The following is a 24,277-nucleotide window of genomic DNA, read 5'->3' on the forward strand; positions in this document are numbered from 1 at the left end:
CCAGGTTACCGGCCGTGGTCAGGGGTCGTGCACGTGCTCGTTACCCTGGGATCCATGACGTCGCACCAGAACACCCAGACGATGAAGCCCGCGACCGCGGCGAAGAAGCTGGGTGTGTACCTCGAGGCCACCCCCGCCGATTTCCGGGAGGGTGTCGTCTCGCGCGCCGAGCTGAACGAGCTCCAGGCGAACCCGCCGCAGTGGCTCCAGGAACTGCGGCGCAACGGCCCGCACCCCCGGCCGGTCGTCGCCGCGAAGCTCGGCGTCTCCATCGCGGGCCTCGCGCGCGCCGGCGTCACCGAGCCCCTCACCACCGAGCAGATCGAGGCCCTGAAGAAGGAAGGCCCCGAGTGGCTGGAGCGGGAACGCGCCACCCAGGCGGAGGTCCGCAAGGAGGCGGAGCGGATCAAGAAGAAGAACGCCGAGCGCCAGGCCTGACCTGAGTACCCCTCCTTTTCGGACGGCCCCCACCGGATGACCCGGTGGGGGCCGTCGCCTTTTCCTCGGTGTTCCCGGGCCCCGTGTGGTGTCGGTGAAATCTTTAGGCCATGTCTTGACATGGCGTTGAAGCGATCCGTAGCTTGGCCGATCATTTAGATTCGTGAAGCGGGTTCACGAATATGAACGGAGAACCATCCATGCGGGATCGCCGACGCTGTATCGCCATGCGGCTCCGCCGCGTGCACCGCCTGGCTGCCACCTTCGCCGTCTCGGGGCTCCTGTTCGGAACGGCCGCCTGCGGCCCCGGCGCCGGCAGCGCCCGGGCCGGTGACCCGAACACCCTGGAGGTGTGGACCCGGAGCGACCCGGAGTCCGCCCAGACCTATGACCGCGTGTTCGCCGCCTTCACGAAGAAGACCGGCATCAAGATCGACTACCAGCCGGTCATGAACTTCGACCAGCAGCTGCAGAGCCGCGCGTCCGTCAAGGACCTGCCGGACGTCATGATCAACGACACGGCACTGATGGGCAGCTACCAGGCCCAGGGCCTGCTCAAGCCGATCACCCCGGCCTCGATTTCCGGACACGACGAGATCACCGCCAAGTCCTGGTCGTCCACGGTCGGCCTCGACGGCAGGCACTACGGCATCCCGTACTCCCGGCAGGCCATGACCCTGTTCGTCCGCAAGGACTGGCGCGAGAAGCTCGGCCTGCCGCAGCCGAAGACGTGGCAGGACACCCTCGCCCTCGCCAAGGCCTTCGCCACCCGCGACCCCGACGGGGACGGCAGGAAGAACACCTACGGCATGGTCGTCCCGGGCAGCGCACAGAACGGCTACGTCGCCTGGTGGGGCGCCAGCTTCCTGTGGCAGGGCGGTGTGCAGATCCTCCGGAAGGAGGGGCCGGGCTACCGGCCCGCCATGGACTCGGCGGCCGCCGTGCGCACCGTCACCTGGATGAAGAAGAACCTCTTCTGCGGCGACAACGGTGTCATCCAGCCCAGCGCCCTGACCTCCGTCACCGCGAACACCACCAACTTCCAGGACGGCAACGCCGGGATGTACCTCACCGGCCCGTACAACATCTCCACGTTCGACAAGGCGCTCGGCAAGGACAAGTACGAGGTGCTGCCGGCCCCATCGGGCCCGGCCGGCAACAACGACGTGCTGGCCGACGGCGAGAACATCTACTTCGGCGCCAGGACCGGCAAGGCGAAGCAGGAGCAGACGCTCGCCGCGTTCCTCGTCTCCCCCGAGGGCCAGGAACTCGCCATGACCGGCGACCACCAGCCCGTCGTACGCATCCCGGTCAACTCCACGCTCGACGCAGCAAAGGTGCGCCACGACCCCCGCTGGAGCGTGGTGCAGAAGGCGTACGAGACCGCCTCCGTGCAGTTCCCCAACGCTCCGGACTTCGCCCCGATCAAGCAGGACACCGCCGACGCGCTCAACGCGATCTTCACCTACTGCGGCAGCGACGTCGGCTCCGGCCTGAAGGAACTCAACGACACCCTCGCCGGTGACCTCAAGGACCAGGACCTGTTGAAATGACCGCGACCGTGACGACACCCGGGCCGCGCAGAGCCCGGATCATCAGCAAGAAGGCCGTACTGCCCTGGCTGTTCCTCGCCCCGGGGCTGCTGCTGGCCCTCGTCTTCAAGTTCCTGCCGATGGGCAAGGGCGTCTGGCTCAGCTTCTTCGACGTACGGCCCTTCCTCGGTGACAAGTGGGTCGGCCTCGACAACTACACGCGGGTCCTGACCGACCACCGCTTCCAGGACGCCATCGGCCACACCCTGGTCCTCGGCATCGGCATGTCCCTCGGCGGGATCGTCGTCGGCTCCGCGCTTGCGCTGCTGCTGGAGGGCCAGGCCCGCTCCCTGAAGTTCGTCCGCACCGCCGTGTTCCTGCCCGTCGTCACCGCCACCGCGGTGGTCGGCGAGATGTGGCGGCTGATGTACTACCCGACCTCCGACGGCCTGATCAACAGCGGTCTGGGGCTCCTGGGGCTCGGACCCGTGCCCTACCTCGACAACCCCGACACCGCGCTGTGGGCGACGATGGCCATGGGCATCTGGATGCTCGCCCCGTACAACATGGTGATCATCCTCGCCGGGCTGGCGGGCGTGGACCGGTCGCTGTACGAGGCCGCCGCGATGGACGGCGTCTCGCTGTGGCAGCGGCTGCGGCACATCACCCTGCCGGCGATCCGGCCCGCCCTGGGCATCGTCCTCACCCTCGCCGCCATCCGCGGACTGCGCGTCTTCACCGAGGTGTACGTCCTCACCGGCGGCGGCCCGGCCGGCTCCACCGACGTGTGGATGACCCGCGCCTACACCCTCGGCTTCACCCGCAACGACATCGGCGGCGCCTCCGCCGCCTCCGTGGTCCTGCTCTGCGTGACGCTGCTGCTCACCGTCACGGTCAACTACCTCCGCAAGAGGGGAGACGTGCGATGAGCGCCCCCGCCATCGACCCCGTCCGGACTCCGGTGAGCACCACTCCCGCGCGGAAGTCCGCCGGGCAGCGGCGCACCACCCCCGCCCGCTTCGACACCGCCCTCGGCTGGAGCGACCGGCCGGGCCCCGCCTGGGCCCTGCGCGTCCTGCTCTGTGTGCTCGCCCTGGGCGTCTTCGCGGCACCGTTCCTGACGATCTTCTCCGGCTCCTTCAGCGAGAAGGCCAGCGGTTCGACCCTGTCGTTCCTCCCCCACCACCCGACCCTGCTGAACTTCCAGGTGGCGGGCGAGCGCGGCATCTGGGACTACTTCGGCAACTCCCTGGTCATCGCGGGCGGCGGACTGCTGCTCCAGCTCGCCGTGTGCACGCTGGCCGCGTATGCCCTGGCCCGGCACAAGTTCCGCGGGCAGGCGCTGATCCTGACCCTGTTCATGCTGACGATGATGCTTCCGGAGGAGGTCATCGCCATCCCGCTGTCCCTGGTCCTCGGGCATGTGCCCGTGGTCGGCGTCGATCTGAAGGGCACCGTCTGGGGCGTGATCCTGCCGCTCGGCGCCTGGGGCTTCTCCGTGATGCTGCTGACGGAGTTCATGAAGGACATCCCCGCCGAGATCGAGGAGGCCGCCCGCATCGACGGCGTCGGCGAGCTGCGGATGCTGTGGCAGGTCATCCTGCCGCTGTGCAAGCCCGCGCTCGGTGTCGCCGGGGTGCTCGGCTTCATCATGATCTGGGACCAGTACCTGCTGCCCCTGATCGCCGCCAAGGACCCCACCGACTACACGGTCACCGTCGCCCTGTCCATCCTGCGCACCGACCCCGAGGTCGGCTCCGGGGTGGTGCTGGCCGGTGCGGTCATCGCCCTCGTCCCCAGCCTGATCGTCTATCTGCTCCTCCAGCGCTCGCTGGTCACCGGCATCGCCGCCGGTGCCACCAAGGGCTGACGACCCCCCACGTATGAGGGAGACATGAAGTTCCACGGAGTGCTGTTCTTCCCGGTCACGCCGTTCGCGGCGGACGGTTCACTGGACGAGGAGCGGCTGGCCCAGCACATCGAGTCGGGGGTCGCCGCGGGCGCGGGAGGTGTGTTCGTCGCCTGCGGCACCGGTGAGTTCCACGCGTTGTCGGCCGAGGAGATCGAACGGGCCGCCCGGGTCGCCGTCGAGACCACGGCCGGACGCGTGCCGGTCCTCGCCGCGGCCGGCGGCCCCACACCGGTCGCCCGCGACCAGGCCGCCCGCGTCGAACGCGCCGGCGCCGACGGCATCCTGCTGCTGCCGCCCTACCTCGTCAGCGCCCCGCAGCAGGGCCTCGTGCGGTACGTCGAGGAGGTCACCACGGCCACGGACCTGCCCGTCGTCTTCTACCAGCGGGGCACCGCCCGGCTCACCGCTCGGACGGCCGCCGAGATCGCCGCCCTGCCCGGGGTCGTCGGCCTCAAGGACGGCATCGGGGACATCGAACGGATGCACCGGATCGTCCGCGCGGTGCGTGCCGTGCGGGGCACGGAGGACTTCCAGTTCTTCAACGGCCTGCCCACCGCCGAGATGACCGCGCCCGCCTACCGGGGCGTCGGCGTGGAGCTGTACTCCTCGGCCGTGTTCGCCTTCGCCCCGGAGATCGCCCTGGCCTTCCACCGGGCGCTCGCCGAGGACGACGACGCCCTGGTCTCCCGGCTCCTCGACGAGTTCTACGGCCCGCTGGTCGCCCTGCGCGACGAGGTCCCCGGGTACGCCGTGTCGCTCGTCAAGGCCGGGGTGACCCTGCGCGGCCTGGACGTCGGCGGCGTACGGGCGCCGCTGCTCGATCCGACACCGGAGCATCTCGCCCGGCTCTCGAAACTCCTCGACCACGGACTGGAGGTGGCCGCCGCATGAGCTCTACGCGCATCCGCGAGCTCATCGTCACCCCGATCGCCTTCGGCGACCCGCCGCTGCTCAACTCCAACGGCGTGCACGAGCCGCTCGCCCTGCGGATCATCCTCCAACTGGTCCTGGAGGACGGCACGGTGGGTCTCGGGGAGTCGCCGGGCGGGGCGGCGCGGCTGGAGCGGCTGCACGCCGCCGCGAAGGCCGTCGTCGGCATGGACGTCTTCGACACCACCGCCGTGTCCGCCGCGATCGACGCGGCGCTGCTGCCGGCCGTGCCGAGCTCCCACGAGCGCGGCTGGACCACCTCTGCGGTCGAGGTGGCCTGCCTGGACGCGCAGGGCAAGCTGCTCGGCCGTCCGGTCAGCGACCTGCTGGGCGGCAAGGTCAGGGACGCGGTGCCGTTCGCCGCGTACCTCTTCTACAAGTGGGCCGAGCACCCCGCGCTCGACGGCCGTGCGGCGATCGGCGACGACTGGGGCGAGGCCCTCGGCCCGGCCGGCATCGTCGAGCAGGCCCGGCTGATGCAGGAGCGGTACGGCTTCCGGTCGTTCAAACTCAAGGGCGGCGTCTTCCCGCCCGACGAGGAGATCGCGGCGATGAGGGCTCTGGCGGACGCCTTCCCCGGGCAGCCGCTGCGGCTGGACCCGAACGTGGCGTGGACGGTCGGGACGTCGAAGTACGTCGCCCGGGAACTCGAGGGTGTCCTGGAGTACTTGGAGGACCCCACCAAGGGCATCGAGGGCATGGCCCAGGTGGCGAAGGACTCCCCCATGCCGCTCGCGACCAACATGTGCGTGATCGCATGGGAGCATCTGAAACCGGCAGTGGAGCACAACGCCATCCAGGTACTGCTCACCGACCACCACTACTGGGGCGGGCTGCGCCGCACCCGTGAACTGGCCGCCGTGTGCGAGGCGTTCGGGCTCGCCCTGTCGATGCACTCCAACTCCCACCTGGGCATCAGCCTCGCCGCGATGACCCATGTCGCCGCGGCCATCCCCAACCTCGACCACTCGTGCGACACGCACTACCCCTGGAACTCGGCGGACGACGTGATCGTCCCCGGCGTACTGGAGCTGTGCGACGGCGAGGTCAGGGTGCCCACCGGCCCGGGGCTGGGTGTCGAGCTCGACCACGACCGGCTGGAGCGACTGCACCGGAGGTACGTCGACTCCGGGATGCGCAGCCGGGACGACACCGGCTACATGCGGCGGTTCCAGCCGGAGTACGAGCTGAAGCTCCCCCGCTGGTGACAGCCGTGGTGGCGGCAGACGGCGGCGGACACCGGCTGGTTGGCCTCCTTCAGCGCGCCGACGGAAGCACGAAGTTGATCGCGGCCTTACGGGACGGCACCTACAGGTGCCCCCTTTCGACCGGGACGTGCCCGACCCAAACGCCAGACCACGCCACCCCTTCCGGGCCGTAGAAATATCTACGAGCATGGCTACGGCCGGGCGGCACGCGGAACCCGCGGGTCACCGGCCCGTGTCCAGTGCGCGCCGGACCGCGGCGCCGCCGACTGTGCTGGGGTGGCCATGCAGAGCGTCATGTGGAAGCAAGCCGTCGAGTGGCTCGCCGCGGCCGCCACGGACCCCCAGGAGTGCAAGCGGGAGTGGGACTACGGCGCGGGAACGGTGCTCGTGGAGGCCGGGCGGTACTGGGACGTGCTCAGCGTCCCCGACCGGCTCGGCCTCCTCGCGTTGGACATCCTGTGGCGCGATCCGCTGAAGGTGCCCGGCCCCACCCTGGTGGACTGCGCGGCCCGCAGAGTGGGGTTCTTCCTGCCGCCCGACCCGGTCAGCGAATGGGTCGGCTTCGGCGTGCGGCACGTCGGCCGGGGCTCCTGGGTCGCCGTGCCGCCGCCGTACCGGCCCGCCGGCCGTCTGGAGTGGCTCGTCCCGCCGGATGGAACCGGCGCGCTGCACACCCCGGGCACGCTCGAATCGGCGCTGCGGGAGGCCAGCGGAACCCTCGCGGTGCTGGCGCCGGTCAGCGCGGAGCCGGCGGTGCCGGACGGCTGGTGAGACGGGCTCCGGCAGAGAACCCCGCCGGCCCCGGGTGACGGCCGGAGGCAGGGCGGGTGCCACCGGGGGCGGCCCCTGCGGGGTTCCGGCCGGCAGGGGGGTGAGGAGCCGCGGGGACGACCGGGCCCATGTGCCGGCCGGCGGTCCACGAGGTGACGGCGGTCCAGGTCTCGCTCTCGGCCGGCGCGGCGAAGGAGACCCACTGGCCGTCGCGGTGCTCCGGGACCGTGTGGCCGCGCGCCTCCCACTCGGCGACCAGGGCCGCGTAGATCGGCGGATGTCCCGCGTATCCGGCGGTGAGTTCGGCGTACGAGCGGGGCGTGGCGTCGTTCCCGGGAAGGCGCCGCGCCGTCTCCGTGCTGTCCATGCCAGGGGAACGCGGCGCCGCACACCGGTGGTACGCGGACCGGACCCCGTCCGTCGGGTCGAGTGAACCCGTCACCCGGACGGCGGCACCCGGGCACCGGACAAACATCCAGTCAGGCGGTCGCCCGTTCAGAACAGGTGACCCGGGTCCGGCGGAATTCTCGACCGGGGCGGGCGCATCCGGTAACACTGACCTCACGCCGAGAAACCGGTACGACGGCAGGGAGAGGCCATGTCACAGCGCCCTGACCTCAAGCAGCGCAGGGCCGTGCTGGAGCACGAGTGGTCCCGCTGGGTGCCGCGGCTGAGCGTCCCGGGCGCGCGGCCCGGCGGCACCGCCGCACTGCGCCACGAGGTGACCGAGTCCTGGGCGCGTTCGCTGGGCAGTGTGGACCCGGGCCGGGACAGCGCCCCGGTCACCGACGGCGGCCGGGTGCACCAGCGCTGGAGGTCCTCACCGCTGTACCGGCCGGTCTCCGCCCTCGCCGGGGAACTGCACAGCATCGCCGAGGACGCCGGGTTCGTCACCGCGGTCACCGACGAGGCCGGCACCATCCTGTGGACCTGCGGCGGCCCGACCATGCGCCGCCGTGCCGAGCAGGTCAACTTCGCGCCGGGCGGCCGCTGGGACGAGCAGGCCATGGGCACCAACGCGCTCTCCCTCGCCCTGCGCACCGGCCGCCCCAGCTCCGTCTTCTCGGCCGAGCACCTGGTGTCCGCCCTGCACGGCTGGGTCTGCTACTGCGCCCCCGTGCACGGCCGCGACGGCCGCGTCCTCGGCGTGCTGGACCTGTCCACGACCTGGGACCGCTCGCACCCCCTGGCCATGTCCACCGTCCGCAGCCTGGTGTCGACGATCGAGGCCCGCCTGACCACGGAGGCGCCCCGCCCGGGCCGGCTGCGGCTCACGTGCCTGGGCTCCGAACAGGCCGTGCACGAGGGGCGGCCGCTCCCCCTGCGCCCCCGCCAGCTGGAGATCCTCACTCTCCTCGCCCTCGAACCCGAGGGCTTCTCACCGGAACGGCTGCGGGCGGCCCTGTACGGCGACCGGCCGGTCACGTCCTCCACCTTCAAGGCGGAGATCTCCCACCTGCGCCGGGCGCTGGGCGGTGCGATATCACCCCGCCACTACGCCCTCACCGCGCCGGTGTCCTGCGACGCCTCCGATGTCCTGCGCGCGCTGGAGCAGGGTGACACGGACACTGCGCTGCGCCGCTGGGGCGGCCCCCTCCTGCCCCGCTCCGAGGCCCCCGGCATCGAGGAATGGCGCACGCGGCTCGAAGTCGCGGTACGCGAGGCCGTGCTGGCGAGCACGCGCCCGGAGCACGCCCTGCGCTACGGCGAACGGGCCCCGTACGACGCCGGGGTCCACGAGCACGCGCTGCGGCTGCTCGGCCCGGACGACACGCGCCGCGCGATCGCGAGGGGCCGGCTGACGGCGTCCCTGCGCGACTGACGTCCGCGTCCCGCGGCGCCAACCTTGCGCCAACCTCCCGGGAGCACAGTGAGGGACGTCGCAACGTCCCGCACCGCCCTTCACCGAGGAGAGCCGCCATGGTGTACGCGCAGCCAGGAACCGAAGGCAGCATCGTCACCTTCGCCCGCCGCTACGACAACTTCATCGACGGCGACTGGACCGCGCCCGTCGAGGGCCGCTACTTCGAGAACCCGACGCCCGTGACCGGCAAGGTCTTCTGCGAGGCCGCCCGTTCCACCGCGGCCGATGTCGACCTGGCCCTGGACGCCGCGCACCGGGCGGCCGACCGGTGGGGCCGCACGTCGACGACGGAACGCGCGAACATCCTGAACCGGATCGCGGACCGCATCGAGCAGAACCTGGAGAAGATCGCGGTAGCCGAGACGTGGGAGAACGGCAAGCCGGTCCGCGAGACCCTGGCCGCCGACATCCCGCTGGCCGTGGACCACTTCCGGTACTTCGCCGGAGTCGTCCGCGCGCAGGAGGGCAGCATCGCGGAGATCGACGCCGACACCGTCGCGTACCACTTCCACGAACCGCTGGGCGTGGTCGGTCAGATCATCCCGTGGAACTTCCCCGTTCTCATGGCCACGTGGAAGCTCGCCCCGGCGCTGGCCGCGGGCAACTGCGTCGTCATCAAACCGGCCGAGCAGACCCCGGTCAGCCTGCTCTACGTCATCGACCTGATCGCCGACCTGCTGCCGCCGGGCGTGGTCAACGTCGTCAACGGCTTCGGCGTGGAGGCGGGCAAGCCGCTGGCGTCCAGTCCGCGGGTGGCGAAGGTGGCATTCACCGGCGAGACCACCACCGGCCGCCTGATCATGCAGTACGCGAGCGAGAACATCATCCCCGTCACCCTGGAGCTGGGCGGCAAGAGCCCCAACATCTTCCTGCCCGACGTCATGGCGGCCGACGACGACTTCCTGGACAAGGCGGTCGAGGGCTTCGTGATGTTCGCCCTCAACCAGGGCGAGGTCTGCACCTGCCCGTCCCGCGCGCTCATCCCCTCGTCGATCTACGACGACTTCATGGCCCGCTGCGTCGAACGCACCCGGGCCATCGTCGGCGGCGACCCGCTGGACCCGGCGACCATGATCGGCGCGCAGGCGAGCAACGACCAGTACGAGAAGATCCTCTCCTACCTCGACATCGGCAGGAAGGAGGGCGCGGAGCTCGTCACGGGCGGCAACCCCCGCGCGGTGCCCGGTCTGGAGGGCGGCTACTACATCGAGCCGACCATCTTCCGCGGCACCAACGACATGCGGATCTTCCAGGAGGAGATCTTCGGCCCGGTCGTCTCGGTCACGACGTACGACTCGGTCGACGAGGCCCTGAAGATCGCCAACGACACGCTGTACGGCCTCGGCGCGGGCGTCTGGACCCGCGACGGCAATACGGCCTACCGCCTGGGCCGCGAGATCAAGGCGGGCCGGGTGTGGACCAACTGCTACCACGCGTACCCGGCGCACGCCGCGTTCGGCGGCTACAAGAAGTCGGGGATGGGGCGCGAGACGCACAAGATGATGCTCGACCATTACCAGCAGACGAAGAATCTGCTGGTCTCGTACTCGGCGAAGAAGCTGGGCTTTTTCTGACGCGCGCCGACGGAGTGGAGCCGGATGATCCCGGCTCCACTCCATGGTGCGGACGGTGTGTCACTGGAACTGTGCGAAGAACCTCCAGATCTCCGCCTTGGTCCAGGTGGTGACGCCGCTTTCGTTGGGCGAGCCGTCGACCGGGCCGGGTATGTGGCCTCCGTCGAACGCGGCCCACTGAACCGGGTATCCGGCACGGCAGCCCGAGTAGGTGGTCGTGATGTGCGTTCGGCTGCCCGGGGCGGGCTCGCGCGGGCTTTGGGCGGTGCAGCCGTTGTTGCTGACGAACTTGTCGCGCAGGGACCTTCCTTGCCCGATGCCGAGGACGTTGTCGCTGATGCCGTGGATTCCGAAGTAGGCGATGGGCTGAGTGCCACCACTGCACCCGCTGATCTGAGCGCCGGAGATGACGGCGACGGCCCTGAAGACGTTCGCCCGGCTGCACGCGAGTGCGTAGCTCATGCCGCCGCCCCAGCTGAATCCGGTGGCGAAACGCTGTGCCGGGTTGACACAGAGGCCGCCCTCGATGCGCCGGATCATGTCGTCGACGAAGGTGACGTCCTCACCGCCCGCATTGGCCCAGCCGTTGCCGAGGCCCTGGGGGGCGACGAGGATCGCGGTGTTGTTCGACTGTTCCTGCTGGCCGTAGTAGGACCAGGCGTTCCCGCTCGTGCCGCCCGAGGCGACGTCACCGGCGGTTCCGCCCCGCCAGTGGAACGCGAAGACCAGCCGGTAGCGGTGGCTGCTGTCGTAGTTGGCGGGGACCCTGAGGATGAAGCTGCGGCTCTTGCCGCCGCTCTGGATCGTGTGCGTACCGCTCGTCAGAGTCGGGGCGCTGCCGCATCCGCCGCCACCGGACGACAGCTTGACCAACTGCCATTGCTGGTTGGCGCCGCCCCAGTCGGTGTACTGGACGACGTTGCCGCCGTCGGCGGTGGAGGCGCCCTGCACCTCTACCGCCTTGCTGCTGGTGCGGTTGACCAGCCGGACGTGGCCTCCGTCGGAGTCGGCCAGGCGGAACTGCTGGTTGGCCCCGTTGTGGTCGGCCCACTGCTGGATCGCGGCACCGTCTGCGGTCGAGGCGCCGGCCACGTCGAGAACCTTGCCCGAATGCCGGGCCTTGAGGCGGTAGAAGCCACCGCCCGAGTCCACGAACTGCCACTGCTGGTTGGCTCCGTCGGTGCGCGCCCACTGGCTGACCCGCGCGCCGTCGGCGGTGGACGTGCCGGAGACGTCCAGCGCCTTGCCGCTGTTGCGATTGACGAGGACGTACCAGGCATTGGTGTCCACCGTCGCCGCCTGGGCGGGCGGCGGATCCACCGCGGTGAGCATGCCGATGGCGAGGGTCGCCGCCACCACGGCGGCAACCCGGGACCACCAGGTCATCGATGTCCCCTTTCGTTGGCGGGCCGGCCTTGTCACGTGCGGGTCCAGCGCTGGTTGCTGCTGTTCGAGCAGGAGGAGAGCTGGATCAGGGTGCCGTTGGCGGTGCCGCCCGCGACGGCGTCGAGACAGAGGCCGGACTGGACGCCGACGACGGATCCGTCGGAGTTGAGGCGCCACTTCTGGTTGTCGCCGCCCCAGCAGCTGTAGATCTGGACCTTGGTGCCGTTGCCGGTGCCGGCGGCGTCCAGGCACTTGTTGCCGTAGACCCTGAGTTCACCGGCGGATGTGTACGTCCACTGCTGGTTGGTGCCGCTGTGGCAGTCCCACAGCTGGAGCTGGGTGCCGTCGGTGGTGCTGGCGCCGGGGACGTCCAGACAGCGGCCCGACCCGGTGCCCTTGATCTGTCCGGAACCCGGAGAGGGCGTGGAGGAACCGCCGTTGAGGGCGTTGAGGACTGCGGTGTAGGCGGGCTTCTTGCTGCCGTTGTTGTTGAACAGCAGGGGCGTGTGCTGCGGTCGCCAGGAGTCGGAGTCGCGCACACCCCAGACGGTGATGCCCAGGCAGCGCGGGACGGCCAGGCAGTCGTTGGTCACGGCGGCGTAGGTCGAGGCCGAGGCGCCCTGGATGTCGAGTTCGGTGATGGCCACGTCGACGCCGAGGGCCGCGAAGCTCTGCAGGGTGGTGCGGAAGTTGCTGTTGTACGGGCTGTCGTTGTTGAAGTGCGCCTGGAAGCCGACGCAGTCGATCGGTACGCCGCGCTGCTTGAAGTCCCGGACCATGGCGTACATGGCCTGGGTCTTGGCCCAGGTCCAGTTCTCGACGTTGTAGTCGTTGTAGCAGAGCTTGGCGGCCGGGTCGGCGGCGCGCGCGGTGCGGAAGGCGACCTCGATCCAGTCGTTGCCGGTGCGCTGCAGGTTGGAGTCGCGCCGGGCTCCTGAACTGCCGTCGGCGAACGCCTCGTTCACGACGTCCCACTGGGCGATCTTGCCCTTGTAGTGGGCCATCACTCCGTTGATGTGGCCGATCATCGCCTGGCGCAGTGCGCTGCCGCTGAGGGCCTGCATCCAGCCGGGCTGCTGGGAGTGCCAGGCCAGGGTGTGACCGCGCACCTGCTTGCCGTTCTGCACCGCCCAGTTGTAGACGCGGTCACCGGCGGCGAAGTTGAACTGGCCCCGCTGGGGTTCGGTGGCGTCGATCTTCATCTCGTTCTCGGCCGTGACCGAGTTGAACTCGCGGTTCGCGATCGTCGTGTACGCCGAGTCGCCCAGCCTGCCCGAGGCGATGGCGGTGCCGAAGTAGCGGCCGCTCTGCGCCGCCGCGGCGCCGAGCGTGTTCTCCGCGGCGTGTGCGGTCGGCGGCGCGACCAGTGCGGTGACCACACCGAGGACGCCGACGACCAGCGCCAACAGCAGGCCGCGGATCTTCCGGCGAATGGCCGGTCCGGGAAGGGCGTACGAGCCCATGGCTCTGCCTCCAAAGTAGAGATGAGGGGGGACCGCCACGCGGCGTCGCGTATCTCTCCACCTGCGCGACGAGTGCTTCGGGTGCGCTGATCGGTCGTGCAGCTGTGCGTGGATCTGCCGTGCAACGCAGATTTGTTCAGGTCGAGGCGGTTCGACATTTCGAACCATGGCCGGTACCTAGACACGGATGATTGAGGGATTGACGATGCATCGTCAATACTCACGACGGAGGAAGTTTCGGTTTGCGGTCCGAAGATTTCGACATCCCGGCAAGCTCGCCGACCACCACATCTCCCACTCCGGCGGGCGCGATATGTGGCCAGATCAGCAACAGCCCTTGACCGGAAGGCTTCACATTCCTAGCTTGTGGCGTCGAAGCTTCCGGGAATTCCGCGAAATGTTTCGAGCTTCCATGCCTCCTGGCAGTCCGCTCTGCGGTTCATCGGGCTCACCCCCACCCCCGAAGGAGTGCCCTCTGATGTGGTTTCGCCACACGTCCCCGATCCGTCCAAGACGCTTACTCGCCGTCCTCGCGCCCTTGCTGCTCGTGGCCACCTTCCTCGGCGCCCAGCCCGCCGGCGCGGCGACCGTGGACCCCAGCGCCTCGTACGTGCTGGTCAACCGCAATAGCGGCAAGGCCCTGGACGTCTACAACATGGCGACCGGCGACGGCGCCCGCATCACTCAGTGGACGAGGAACGACCAGGCCCAGCAGCAGTGGCAGTTCGTCGACTCCGGGGGCGGCTACTACCGCATCAAGTCCCGTCACTCGGACAAGGTCCTGGACGTCCACAACTGGTCCACCGCGAACGGCGGCTCGATCGTCCAGTGGGCCGACCTGAACGCCACCAACCAGCAGTGGCGGCTGGCCGACAGCTCCGACGGCTACGTGAGGCTCATCTCGCGCCACAGCAACAAGGCCCTCGAAGTGCAGGGCGCCTCCACCGCCGACAGCGCGAACATCGTCCAGTACGACGACTGGGGCGGCACCAACCAGCAGTGGCAGCTCGTCAAGGTCGGCGCCGACAACCCCGGCCCGTGCGGTCTTCCGTCGACATACCGCTGGACTTCGACGGGCGCGCTGGCGCAGCCCAAGCCGGGATGGGCCTCGCTCAAGGACTTCACCGTCGTCCCCTACAACGGCAAGCAGCTCGTCTATGCGACGACGCACGGCGCCGCGGGAACGGGAAGGGCCTGGGGCTCGATGAACTTCACCCCGTTCACCAACTGGTCGGAGATGGCCTCGGCCGGCCAGAACACGATGTCGAATTCCACGGTCGCGCCCACGCTCTTCTACTTCGCGCCGAAGAACATCTGGGTGCTCGCCTACCAGTGGGGCAGGACCGCCTTCGTCTACCGGACGTCGAGCGACCCCACCAACCCGAATGGCTGGTCGTCCGAGCAGCCTCTCTTCTCCGGAAGCATCGCCGACTCCGGAACCGGACCCATCGACCAGACGCTCATCGCCGACGGGACGAACATGTACCTGTTCTTCGCCGGCGACAACGGCAAGATCTACCGGGCCAGTATGCCGATCGGGAACTTCCCGGGCAGCTTCGGCTCGACCTCGACCGTGATCATGAGTGACACGAAGGAGAACCTGTTCGAAGCCCCGCAGGTCTACAAGCTCCAGGGCCAGAACCGCTACCTCATGATCGTCGAGGCGATCGGCTCGCAGGGCCGCTACTTCCGCTCGTTCACGGCCACCAGCCTGAACGGCTCGTGGACACCCCAGGCCGCGACCGAGAGCAATCCCTTCGCCGGCAAGGCCAACAGTGGCGCCACCTGGACCAACGACATCAGCCATGGCGAACTGATCCGCACCAGCGCCGATCAGACCATGACCGTCGATCCCTGCAATCTGCAGTTGCTCTACCAGGGGCGCAGCCCCAACTCCGGTGGTGAGTACGGCCTCTGGCCCTACCGTCCGGGTTTGCTGACACTGCGGCGCTGACGGCAGGACGCGTCTGCACGTCTTGTCCCAGCCCTGACCGAGGGCCTCCCACACCTGGGGGCCCTCGGTGCGTCCCCCGACCCGCAGCCCGAACGGCGTCCGACGCCCATGACGCCGGACCGGCTCGCCCCAGGCGACCGGATACAGTGCGCGGGAAGGCAGCCCAGTCACGGAGGAGCGGCGTGACCGACACGAACGACACCCGGCCGACAGAGGGTGAAACGAGAGCTCCGCGGCGGAGCCGGCTGCACCGCCTGATGCGCTGCCTCCCCCTGATCGCCCCCGTACTGCTGTGGACCGTGCCCTGCTGGGTGCTCCTGCACAGCGGTCAGCACTGGCCGCTACCGGTCACGCTGGTCGGCACCGCCCTGTTCGCCCTCGGCCTCGTCGGTATGCCGCTCGCGATGGCGCGCGGCCACGGCCGACGTCAGCAGGACCGGGCGGCGATCATCGGTGACATCCTCCTGGGCAGCAGCTGGGTCCTGTTCACCTGGTCCGTTCTGCTCGGCGTCCTGTTGCGGCTCGCCCTGACCGTAGGCGATGTCGGCGAGAGTCAGGACCGGGCCCGAGCCGTCACCTGGACTGTCCTCGCCGTGACCGCCGTACTGCTCGCCTGGGGGCACGCCGAGGCCCGCCGTGTGCCGCGCGTGCGCCGGCTCGACGTGCAACTGCCAAGACTGGGTGCCGGGTTGGACGGCTTGCGCGTCGTCCTCATCACCGACACCCATTACGGCCCACTCGATCGCGCCCGCTGGTCGACACGGGTGTGCGAGACGGTGAACACCCTGGAAGCCGACCTGGTCTGCCACACCGGCGACATCGCGGACGGCACGGCCGAACGCCGTCGCGCCCAGGCCGCACCACTCGGAACCGTGCGGGCCACCCGGGCCCGGGTCTACGTCACGGGCAACCACGAGTACTACAGCGAGGCCCAGGGCTGGATCGACCTGATGGACGAGTTGGGCTGGGAGCCGCTGCGCAACCGCCATCTGCTGCTCGACCGGGGAGGCGACACCCTCGTGGTCGCCGGCGTGGATGACGTCACCGCCGCGTCCTCCGGCCTGGCGGGGCACCGCGCCGACCTGGCCCGCGCCTTGACCGGAGCCGACCCCCACCTGCCCGTCCTGCTCCTGGCACACCAGCCCAAGTTCATCGACCGAGCAGCAGCCGCCGGCATCGACCTCCAACTCTCCGGCCACACCCACGGTGGCCAGATCTGGCCCTTCCACCACCTGGTCCGCCTCGACCAGCCGGCCCTCGCCGGCCTCAGTCACCACGGCTCCCGCACCCTCCTCTACACCAGCCGCGGCACCGGCTTCTGGGGCCCGCCGTTCCGTCTCTTCGCCCCCAGCGAGATCACCCTGCTCGTACTCCGCTCCCCGCACCCGCCCACCTCGACCTAGCGGTTGACGCCTGCGCCGTGCGCAAGGCCCCGCCCGGCTCAGGAAAAGAACCCGGACCCGCGCCGGGCTGACGGTTGCGGCCCCGGTGCACAACCGCACCTGAAGGGGACGCCCGTTCGATGGACGTATTTCCGATCCGGCGGGAAGCGACGGAAGACGAGATGCGGATTCCCGTGATTCCCGGCCTCGATCTTCATTCATCTGCTTGGATTCATTATCGGTTGGCGAGCGTGCAGGGGCCGCTCTGCGCTCACTCGGTTATGCAAGGAGCAGGATTTGCCGCTACCTGTGATCGTCGGTGCCGTCGTGTTGTCGGGAGCGATCGGGACGGCTCTCACGGTCCGTCAGCTCAAACGCCCAGCGAAGATCATCCTGCTGGGTGAAGGCATGAGCGGCAAGACCACGCTGCTCAACACCTGGCAGGGCAAGTGGGACGAGCCGGTGCACCGGACCCATCCAGCGGGCGAGTTCATCGGAAAGATCCGACTGGACACAGGGAAGAAGGTTCTCTGGATCGACAAGCCGCTCACGTTCAGGAACGTCAGGGACTTCAGCGGGATGGACGAAATCCTGGACGCCTCGCGAGACGGCGTGGAAGCAGCCCAATACATCCTCTACCTCATCAAGGCACCGCAGCTCGAAGCCGATGAGGAAAACCCCGGAGCGTCCGAGGCCTATGAGCGGCTCATCGCTGACGCCGCTCGCATCAAGAGATACAGCACGAAGATCAAAAAGGTCATCCTCGTGATCACCTTTACCGACAAGGACTCCCGATACGAACTCCTCGGCCAAGCCGCATATACGACTCGTGTACGCGGACAGCTCAGTGACCTCATCAGCCTGCTGAGCATGCGCAACAAGACCAAGGTGGTGGCCGGCAGCCTCGCCACACGTGAATCCGCCGAGCTCCTGGCGGGCGAAGTCATCCAGGCGATGCTATGAGTGTCCACCTGCAACTGGTGTACGCGGAGTACGAGAGCGGCGAGCCGCCCTTCGTCTGGCTCAAAGGAACGCGCCGGCGGTCCGAGGAGAAGCGAACGGCGATCCGGTGGATCGGCAAGGTCTGCCGGCTGGGGCGGGAGCGCCGGGGCGAGCCCGGCCTGGTGGTCCGCCACCGGGAATGGCTGTTGATCCAGACAACAGTCGGACTGGGCCACGACGGCAACGGACCTCAGGGCGTCGTATGCATCGTCAAAGGCCCCGGCTCCGCGGTCGACTGGGAGTCAGCGGTCACAGAACGGATCACCGAGGTACTGCTCGACGGCAGGATCACTGTGGACCGTGAGGAGTTCCGCTCCGTTCTCGCATGGGCCGCCAGATCGAGGGTCGACGACACGAAGCAGGCTCTGAAGACCATGCTGGGGGGCCAATTGGAGGCCGCCAGGACCAGAATGACGCGAAGCGACAAGAAGACAGATGGGGAACATGCGGATTCCGTATGAACTGGCCGATCGGCTGCTGACCGTATCGCTGGAGGATTTCGTTCGCATATCCGACGATGATCCGGAGCGGCTGCGCGATCATCGCATCACGATCGTGCCGGTTCCGCTGTTCGGTCGTTGGAGGCGCTTCCCCGAACTGCGGGAGACCGTACTGCACCCCGATCTGGCCTATGTGCGCGATCGCGACTCCGCCCACCGTTACGTGGCGGCGGACAACGCGATCCAGGGTACGGCGTTGCGGAAGTGCCGTCTCGCACTCAAGGTGTGCAAGGAACTCGGGGCCACATCGCTGCACGTCATGGAGTCCCGGGCGGACTCGGGGAAGTTCAGCGTCGACAACGAGTACACCGCTCAGGCTCGGGCCAGACGGAACGGAGAGGCCCGGAAGAAGCCGACGGGCGCCGGCCTGTCGGTGGAGGAACAGAGTTCGGTCAATCTTGCCGCCCATCTGCGTCACGATCTGAAGCTGACCATTGAGGCGGAAGGCAACTGGCCGGGCCACGTGCCTTCGGTCGCAGGAGCCCTTGAGGTCCTGGATGGATATGACCCGAGCGACGTCGAAGACCTGCGCATCTTCATCGAGCAGCGGGACGGGGCGCACAACGTGTCCACGAGCCTGTCGCTCGTGGTCAATCTGCTCAGCGAGCTGCATCGCGATTTCGATCTGTTCTGCAAGACCGCCGCCGGTCTCGAGGCTACGCTCGGACGCCGGCACGCGACGGCTGAAGCGAGTATGAGCAACACCTTCAAGATCCAGTTCGAGAGAACGAGAATGGTTTCGCTCGCCCTCAAAGTCGAGTTCTGAACGCGAAGTTTCTCGCTGGCGCGCCCCGGCAGGGTCACGCGGACCGACGGCATGCGGCTCCCGGGTCTGCCGGGACCGCGAAAGAGCCCGGCCCGGCAGACCCGCCGTGGCCTACCTTCGGTGTCCGACGGTGACGACGCCCTTCGTCCTCGCACCGGTCCTGTTGTCGTAGACGACATCGCCGGTGGACTTCTTCCAGATCTTGACGCGGAAGGTGTCCGGGCCGTCGGTGGCGGTGAGCCGGAAGGCGTAGCCGCTCTTGCCGCCGACCGTGCCGGTGCCCTGGTAGACGGCCCGGGAGCCGTTCACCACGAGCCAGTCGGAGCCGGTGGAGCGGAAGGTGAGCTTGGCCGGACCGAAGACGAACGTGGCCTTGCCTGCGGGGACGGTGGCTCCCTTCCGGTACTGGGCGGCCAAGGTGAACGCCGCCTTCCCGGTCAGCCCCGGCCGGGCCGGGTAGGCACCGGCCGGCGAGGTGATCGTGCCGGCGCCGGCCACGGGACCGGCCGACCGGTCGTAGACGATCAGTTCCGGGAGTGTGGTGCTGTCCGTGCCGCCGTCGTCGTCGGTGACCGTGACGACCGGGCGGTGGATGCCCGCCTCGTCGTAGACGTGTGTGGCCCGGCAGCCGGAGTCGGTGACCGTGCCGGTCGTCGGCCGGCTGCCGTCCTTCCAGTCGACCTCGCAGGTGTGGCGGTCGCTCGTCCCCGGGTCGTCGAAGGACGCGGTGACGGCGGCGGCCTTGCCCACCGAGAGGGGCGAGCCGGGGCCCTTGGCGGAGGTGATCGACGGGTCGGCGTTGGAGACCTTGACGGTCGCGGTGTCGCTGCCGCGCCCGCCGGTCAGGGTGACCTGGAAGGTGCCGTCGTCGGTGCAGGTGAGGGTCGTGCGGGCCGCGGCGGGGTCCTGGACCGCGCACGGGGCGCCGTCCTGGACGGTCCACTTCGGGCTGCCCGCCCCGGAGACGGTGCCGGCGAGGGTGATCGCCTCGCCCTCGGTACCGGTGGCGTCCGGCCCGGCGTGGACGACGGTGACCGGGTCGATGCCGCCCAGGGTCGGAACGACCTTCTCGATCAGGCCGTCCGAGCCGAACTCCAGCTTGTCGATCGTCGTTTCGCGGTGGGTGCCGTCACCGCCGGGGATGGCGAAGCGGTGGTAGGCGATGTACCAGTCGTCGGTGCCCGGGACGTGGACGACGGAGTGGTGGCCCGGGCCCTTGATGCCCAGGGACAGGTCCTTCTCCAGGATGACGCCCTGCTTGGTCCACGGGCCGGTGGGCGAGGGGCCGGTCGCGTAGGCGACGCGGTAGTTCTCGTCCCGGGTGTCGTTCTCCGACCACATGAAGTAGTAGGTGCCCTTGCGCTTGATGACGAAGGTGCCCTCGTTGTAGCCGCTCGGGGTGATGTCCTCGACCTGCGCGGTGTCGATGGAGGTCATGTCGTCGCCGAGCGGGACGACGTAGGCGCGGCCGTTGCCCCAGTAGAGGTACTGCTTGCCGTCGTCGTCGGTGAAGACGGCCGGGTCGATCATCTGGCCGCGGAAGTCACCGGCCTTCAGCAGCGGCTTGCCCAGGGCGTCCTTGAACGGCCCGGTGGGCGAGTCGGAGACGGCCACGCCGATGTTGGCGTCGGCGCAGAAGTAGAAGTAGTACGTGCCGTCCTTCTCGGTCATGGCCGGCGCCCAGGCCCTGCTGTCCGCCCAGCCGACGTCCGGCCCCAGGTCGAGGATGACGCCGTGGTCCTTCCAGTGGACCAGGTCCTTCGAGGAGTAGGCCTTGAACTGCGTGCCGCTCCAGCCCTCGAAGCCGTCGGTCGTCGGGTAGAGGTAGAAGGTGTCGCCGAAGCGCACGATGTTCGGGTCGGCGTTCAGCCCCGGCAGGACGGGGGTCTTCATGATCAGCGCCGAGACCTTCCAGATGCGCTTCTTGCCGTCCCATCCGGTGACCTCGTACGTCACCGGCTCGGTGAAGTCCTGCACGCTGCCGGAGGCGGGGCTGATGGTCGCGCCCTCGGCGAGCGTGAACTTTGGTGCCAGGGCGGTGAGATCGGTGCCCGCCTTCATCGGCAGGGTGATCGTGCCGGCCGCGTTGTCGACGAGCGCGTCGACCTTGAGCGCCGGGTGCGTCACCTTGGTGATGCCCGCGGTGTTGCCGCTGAGTCGCATGACCTCGGTGCCGGTGAGGGCACGGTCGTAGATGCGGAAGTCGTCGACCTCGCCGCCGAAGTAGGGGTCGGCCGCGTACAGCGAGCGGCCGATGTAGCCGCTGTGGTCCTTGGCCGCGTCGTACAGCTCGGACGGCTTGATGGTGGTCGTCGTACGGGCAGCCTCGATGCCGTCGGCGTAGAGGACCATCGTGCCGGTGGCACCGTCCAGCGTCACCGTGACGTGCCGCCACTGGCCGGGCGTGAGCTGCGAGCCGGCCGTGAGCTTCGACTCCGCCGACCAACTCGCCTTGGTGATGGCCGAGTAGAGGCTGGAGCCGCCGTTGGACGGGGTGGCGAACAGGTACTTGTCGCTGTCGGGTCCGAGCCCGAACAGCCACTGGAAGCTGCTGCCGCCCTTCCACTTGGCGTACGTCGACACCGTCACGCTGCCGGCGTTCTTCAGCACGCCGTTCGGGATCTTCACGTACGGCGAGTCGGAGCCGCCGGACATCTTGAACGAGCCGCCGTGCACGCCGCTGCCGAAGTCGGGGGTACGGACGTAGGTGCCGTGGTAGCCGTGCCCACTGGAGTCACGGGCGATGCTGCCGCCCGTCTCGTCGAAGCCGTAGTGCAGCAGGAGGTCGGCCGGGACGTCCGGTCCTTCCTCCGACACGGTGACCTCGGCCCGGACCGGGATCGCGACGCCGCCGGGCAGGCTGCCGGTGACGGTGAAGGTGCCGGGCTGGGCGTACTTCGACGCCGGGACGTCCTCCCAGTCGACGGAGACGGGCCGCCTGACGCCGTCGGCATACTCGGCGATCACCGTGGCCGGCAGGACCGGGGCGTCACCGACCCGGGTCTTCACCGACACGTCCTCGACGCCCTTCACGATCTGGTCGGGCTGGTAGGCACGCAGCAGCCGGTCGTACTCGGCCTGGGTCACCGGCAGCACGGTGCCGTGGCGGGGCTTGGCGGGCAGGTCGTAGCCGGTGGAGGGGATCCACATGCCGGAGTCGAGGTCGGTCGTCTCGAAGGGGATGTAGCCGCGGCCGCCGAACTCGTCGAGGAACGCGTACCACTTGTCCTCGGTGTTGGACTTGAACACCAGCGGTCCCTCGGCGGCGTTCATCGCGCCCTTGCCGATGCCCTCGGCGACCGGCGTCCAGGACGGGTCGAGGATCGAGTCGCTCTTCTCCTGGAAGATGAACTTGCTGTTGGGGGTGGAGGAGCTGTTGTTCCGCTCGTCCTTGGAGAGGCGGTAGTACGTGCCGTCGTGGCGGATCATCGTGGAGTCGATGACCGAGTAGCCGCGGTCGATCCAGACCTTGGGCTCACTGAAGGTGTAGAAGTCGCGCGTGGTGGCGTACATCATGCGGTTGTACGTGTCGCCGGAGTGGTCGGCGTTGTCGTAGAGCTTCGACGCCCAGAAGACGACGTACTCGCCGCGCTCGGCGTCGTAGAAGGCCTCCGGCGCCCAGGTGTTGCCGGCGCTGTCGGGTGAGACCTTGACCAGGCGCTGGTCGGTCCAGTGCACCAGGTCGGTGGACTCCCAGACCATGATGGACTTGCTGCCGGTGCGCTGGGAGGCGTCCCAGTCGCCGTTGCCGTAGATCCGGAGGTCGGTGGCGATCTGGTAGAACTTGTCGCCCTCCGGGGAGCGGATGATGAACGGGTCGCGCAGGCCCTTCTCGCCCAGCGTGGAGGTGAGGACCGGCTTGCCGTCGTTCAGTTCGCGCCAGTGCAGCGGGTCGTTGCCCTTGCTCAGGGCGGCGTAGAGCTGCTCGCCGTCGGAGGTGCCCTCGCCGGTGAAGTAACTGAACATGTAGCCCTTGAGGGCCGCTTCTGCGGGCAGTTCGGGCACCTTGGCCGTCATGACGCGGGTGGCCTTCGCCTCGCCCTTGGTGACGGTGGCGGTGAGCTCAACGGTGGTGGCGCCGTCGCCGTGCGCGGGGCGGTGGACCTCGCCGCCGGCGGAGACGATGTCCGGCTTCGCGGAGGACCAGGTCACGGTCGTGGCGTACTTGCCGGTGCCCGGCAGGGTGAGGTTGCCGCGGGCGTCGTCGAGGTTGTGGACCGTGAGCGCCTCGGCGGCCTCCCGGGTGGCGGCGGCGTCGTCGAGCGCGGGCCGGACCGTGACGTCGAAGGTCTTGGTGCCGGTCACGGTGCCCTTCTTCAGGGTCGCCGTGAGGGTGGCGCGGCCGTCGGGTGAGCCGGCCTCGGGGCGGGTCACCTCGCCGGTGCCGGACACCACGGACGGGTTGTCGCTGGCCCAGCTGATGGCGGAGCCGCCGGCCGGGCCGGTCTTCGGCAGGTCCAGGTCGGAGGTGACGCCGCTGGTGTCGCCGAGGCTCAGCGCCTCCTTGTCGGCGGCGATGCCCTGCGTGGCGACGGGGAGGGAGAGCTGCTCGACCTCCGGACCGTCCAGTGCCCGGTCGTATACACGGAAGTCGCGTATCCGGCCCTTGAAGAGCTTGTCGCCGTCGTAGACGGACTTGCCGATGTAGTTGGCCTTGGTAGTGCCGGAGCCGATGGCGCCGGGCGTGGTGGTGACCGAGGTGTTGCGGCCCACCTCGACGCCGTCCTCGTAGAGCACGCCCGTGGAGCCGGTCTGGGCGTAGGTGATGTGCTTCCACACCCCGCGGGTCAGGTTGTGGGAGTCGGACGGCTTGGTGGTCTGCTCGGTCGACCAGTTTCCCGTCGCGACGGAGGTGCGGAAGGAGTTGCCGGTGGTGAACAGGTAGCCGTTGCCGTTGCCCGCGCTGGTGTTGCCGAAGCCGTAGAGGAAGTAGGGCGTGCTCTGGGCGGGGTCGATCAGTACGTCCATGGAGACGGTGATCGCGTTCATGCCCTTCATGACGTCGTCCGGCACCTTGATGTAGGTGTCCGACCCGTTGAAGGCGAGCCCCTGGCCGGATGCCGGCCAGTCGGCGGTGCCGCTGACCGTGCCGTCGCGGCCGTTGCCGGAGGCGTCGGGCACGGTGCCGCCGGAGTCGGCGTCGAGCTTGTACCACAGCGCCAGGCCGTCGGTGATGTCCGCGGCTTCGGCCGCCGGGGCCACCGTGACCGCCGGTGCGGCCTGTGCGGAGGCGACGGGTCCGGCGAGGGTGAGCAGCATCGACGCGGCGGTCAGTCCGGCGAGATGGCCCGCCCGGCGTCTCGCGCGGCTGCGAAGTCGTGCGACGTGCGTCATGTGGAGGTTCCCTGCTGAGGCATGGCTGATGACGGACAAGGCAGCGGTTCGGAAAGGGGGAGGAGCCGACGAGGCGACGGCAAGTCCTTGCCGTGGGCCTGCCGTTACACGCAGGTGAAGTGTGTTGCGAGAGTTTCAGTCGGCACCCGGGCCACCGTCAAGAGGTTTCGAACAATGTCCGACACGTCGAACAGCGCCGTCCGACTCGTGGTGGTTCACCGGGCCGGGCGGGGCGGTGTCCCCGGCTGTGTCGAGCGGCCG

The 24,277-nt window shown here is 69.1% G+C and carries 18 protein-coding genes; 14 read left to right on the forward strand and 4 right to left on the reverse strand.

Annotation, left to right across the window (positions count from 1 at the left end):
* Positions 1-54: 54 nt before the first annotated feature.
* The 7 genes from OO68_RS06370 to OO68_RS06400 all read left to right on the forward strand — a co-directional run bounded on the left by OO68_RS06370 (position 55) and on the right by OO68_RS06400 (position 6,791).
* Positions 55-438, forward strand: coding sequence for a DUF5997 family protein (locus OO68_RS06370; protein WP_209442550.1), 384 nt, complete (start codon positions 55-57; stop codon positions 436-438).
* Positions 439-638: 200 nt separating this feature from the next.
* Positions 639-1,991: a sugar ABC transporter substrate-binding protein gene (locus OO68_RS06375; protein WP_033307144.1), complete on the forward strand. Its 1,353-nt coding sequence runs from the start codon at positions 639-641 to the stop codon at positions 1,989-1,991.
* Positions 1,988-2,899: a carbohydrate ABC transporter permease gene (locus tag OO68_RS06380; protein WP_033307145.1), complete on the forward strand. Its 912-nt coding sequence runs from the start codon at positions 1,988-1,990 to the stop codon at positions 2,897-2,899. Before OO68_RS06375 ends, OO68_RS06380 begins: the two co-directional genes overlap by 4 nt.
* Complete coding sequence (locus OO68_RS06385; RefSeq protein WP_033307146.1) at positions 2,896-3,840, forward strand: carbohydrate ABC transporter permease; 945 nt, start codon at positions 2,896-2,898, stop codon at positions 3,838-3,840. The genes OO68_RS06380 and OO68_RS06385 overlap by 4 nt, the downstream gene beginning before the upstream one ends.
* 24 nt (positions 3,841-3,864) lie before the next feature.
* Entirely contained in the window at positions 3,865-4,773 is a 909-nt protein-coding gene (locus OO68_RS06390; protein WP_033307147.1) for a 5-dehydro-4-deoxyglucarate dehydratase, read from the forward strand.
* Positions 4,770-6,020: a glucarate dehydratase family protein gene (locus OO68_RS06395; protein ID WP_033307148.1), complete on the forward strand. Its 1,251-nt coding sequence runs from the start codon at positions 4,770-4,772 to the stop codon at positions 6,018-6,020. The genes OO68_RS06390 and OO68_RS06395 overlap by 4 nt, the downstream gene beginning before the upstream one ends.
* A 282-nt stretch (positions 6,021-6,302) precedes the next feature.
* Positions 6,303-6,791, forward strand: a complete 489-nt coding sequence (locus OO68_RS06400; RefSeq protein WP_033307149.1) for a hypothetical protein — start codon at positions 6,303-6,305, stop codon at positions 6,789-6,791.
* On the opposite strand, the gene OO68_RS42980 is transcribed toward OO68_RS06400, so the two are convergent.
* A complete protein-coding gene (locus OO68_RS42980) occupies positions 6,757-7,158 on the reverse strand; it encodes a hypothetical protein (protein ID WP_051814500.1) in 402 nt (133 codons plus the stop codon). The two genes, OO68_RS06400 and OO68_RS42980, sit on opposite strands and share 35 nt — an antisense overlap.
* 231 nt (positions 7,159-7,389) lie before the next feature.
* Here OO68_RS42980 and OO68_RS06410 point away from each other — a divergent pair, with 231 nt between their 5' ends.
* The gene (locus OO68_RS06410; protein WP_033307150.1) at positions 7,390-8,613 is read left to right on the forward strand and encodes a sigma-54-dependent transcriptional regulator family protein; all 1,224 of its coding nucleotides are present in this window, start codon (positions 7,390-7,392) and stop codon (positions 8,611-8,613) included.
* 98 nt (positions 8,614-8,711) lie between these two features.
* The gene (adh, locus tag OO68_RS06415; RefSeq protein ID WP_033307151.1) at positions 8,712-10,229 is read left to right on the forward strand and encodes an aldehyde dehydrogenase; all 1,518 of its coding nucleotides are present in this window, start codon (positions 8,712-8,714) and stop codon (positions 10,227-10,229) included.
* 60 nt (positions 10,230-10,289) lie between these two features.
* On the opposite strand, the gene OO68_RS06420 is transcribed toward adh, so the two are convergent.
* Both OO68_RS06420 and OO68_RS06425 read right to left on the reverse strand, forming a co-directional pair.
* Positions 10,290-11,615: an RICIN domain-containing protein gene (locus OO68_RS06420; protein WP_051814502.1), complete on the reverse strand. Its 1,326-nt coding sequence runs from the start codon at positions 11,613-11,615 to the stop codon at positions 10,290-10,292.
* A 32-nt stretch (positions 11,616-11,647) separates the two neighbouring features.
* Positions 11,648-13,078, reverse strand: a complete 1,431-nt coding sequence (locus OO68_RS06425) for an endo-1,4-beta-xylanase (RefSeq protein ID WP_033307152.1) — start codon at positions 13,076-13,078, stop codon at positions 11,648-11,650.
* Positions 13,079-13,556: 478 nt separating this feature from the next.
* On the opposite strand from OO68_RS06425, the gene OO68_RS06430 reads away from it, so the two are divergent.
* The 5 genes from OO68_RS06430 (at position 13,557) to OO68_RS06450 (ending at position 18,682) form a co-directional block, all read left to right on the forward strand.
* A complete protein-coding gene (locus OO68_RS06430) occupies positions 13,557-15,032 on the forward strand; it encodes a non-reducing end alpha-L-arabinofuranosidase family hydrolase (protein ID WP_033307153.1) in 1,476 nt (491 codons plus the stop codon).
* 182 nt (positions 15,033-15,214) lie between these two features.
* Entirely contained in the window at positions 15,215-16,435 is a 1,221-nt protein-coding gene (locus OO68_RS06435; protein ID WP_033307154.1) for a metallophosphoesterase, read from the forward strand.
* Between the two features lie 276 nt (positions 16,436-16,711).
* A complete protein-coding gene (locus OO68_RS06440) occupies positions 16,712-17,377 on the forward strand; it encodes a Rab family GTPase (protein ID WP_157852687.1) in 666 nt (221 codons plus the stop codon).
* The gene (locus OO68_RS06445; RefSeq protein WP_051814504.1) at positions 17,374-17,877 is read left to right on the forward strand and encodes a hypothetical protein; all 504 of its coding nucleotides are present in this window, start codon (positions 17,374-17,376) and stop codon (positions 17,875-17,877) included. Before OO68_RS06440 ends, OO68_RS06445 begins: the two co-directional genes overlap by 4 nt.
* Positions 17,861-18,682, forward strand: a complete 822-nt coding sequence (locus OO68_RS06450) for a hypothetical protein (RefSeq protein ID WP_051814506.1) — start codon at positions 17,861-17,863, stop codon at positions 18,680-18,682. Before OO68_RS06445 ends, OO68_RS06450 begins: the two co-directional genes overlap by 17 nt.
* Positions 18,683-18,793: 111 nt before the next feature.
* Here OO68_RS06450 and OO68_RS06455 read toward each other — a convergent pair whose 3' ends face one another.
* On the reverse strand, positions 18,794-24,016 hold the full coding sequence (locus tag OO68_RS06455) for a family 43 glycosylhydrolase (protein WP_033307158.1): 5,223 nt from the start codon (positions 24,014-24,016) through the stop codon (positions 18,794-18,796).
* Positions 24,017-24,277 lie beyond the last annotated feature (261 nt).

The organism is Streptomyces iakyrus, assembly GCF_000717055.1.
Classification (GTDB): Bacteria; Actinomycetota; Actinomycetes; order Streptomycetales; family Streptomycetaceae; genus Streptomyces; species Streptomyces iakyrus.

Coding starts and splice junctions, on each gene's coding strand:
- OO68_RS06410 (WP_033307150.1), top strand. CDS start 7,390: ATGTCACAGCGCCCTGACCTCAAGCAGCGCAGGGCCGTGCTGGAGCAC.
- OO68_RS06400 (WP_033307149.1), top strand. CDS start 6,303: ATGCAGAGCGTCATGTGGAAGCAAGCCGTCGAGTGGCTCGCCGCGGCC.
- OO68_RS06420 (WP_051814502.1), bottom strand. CDS start 11,615: ATGACCTGGTGGTCCCGGGTTGCCGCCGTGGTGGCGGCGACCCTCGCC.
- OO68_RS06390 (WP_033307147.1), top strand. CDS start 3,865: ATGAAGTTCCACGGAGTGCTGTTCTTCCCGGTCACGCCGTTCGCGGCG.
- adh (WP_033307151.1), top strand. CDS start 8,712: ATGGTGTACGCGCAGCCAGGAACCGAAGGCAGCATCGTCACCTTCGCC.
- OO68_RS06380 (WP_033307145.1), top strand. CDS start 1,988: ATGACCGCGACCGTGACGACACCCGGGCCGCGCAGAGCCCGGATCATC.
- OO68_RS42980 (WP_051814500.1), bottom strand. CDS start 7,158: ATGGACAGCACGGAGACGGCGCGGCGCCTTCCCGGGAACGACGCCACG.
- OO68_RS06430 (WP_033307153.1), top strand. CDS start 13,557: ATGTGGTTTCGCCACACGTCCCCGATCCGTCCAAGACGCTTACTCGCC.
- OO68_RS06370 (WP_209442550.1), top strand. CDS start 55: ATGACGTCGCACCAGAACACCCAGACGATGAAGCCCGCGACCGCGGCG.
- OO68_RS06395 (WP_033307148.1), top strand. CDS start 4,770: ATGAGCTCTACGCGCATCCGCGAGCTCATCGTCACCCCGATCGCCTTC.
- OO68_RS06425 (WP_033307152.1), bottom strand. CDS start 13,078: ATGGGCTCGTACGCCCTTCCCGGACCGGCCATTCGCCGGAAGATCCGC.
- OO68_RS06385 (WP_033307146.1), top strand. CDS start 2,896: ATGAGCGCCCCCGCCATCGACCCCGTCCGGACTCCGGTGAGCACCACT.
- OO68_RS06375 (WP_033307144.1), top strand. CDS start 639: ATGCGGGATCGCCGACGCTGTATCGCCATGCGGCTCCGCCGCGTGCAC.
- OO68_RS06455 (WP_033307158.1), bottom strand. CDS start 24,016: ATGACGCACGTCGCACGACTTCGCAGCCGCGCGAGACGCCGGGCGGGC.
- OO68_RS06445 (WP_051814504.1), top strand. CDS start 17,374: ATGAGTGTCCACCTGCAACTGGTGTACGCGGAGTACGAGAGCGGCGAG.
- OO68_RS06450 (WP_051814506.1), top strand. CDS start 17,861: ATGCGGATTCCGTATGAACTGGCCGATCGGCTGCTGACCGTATCGCTG.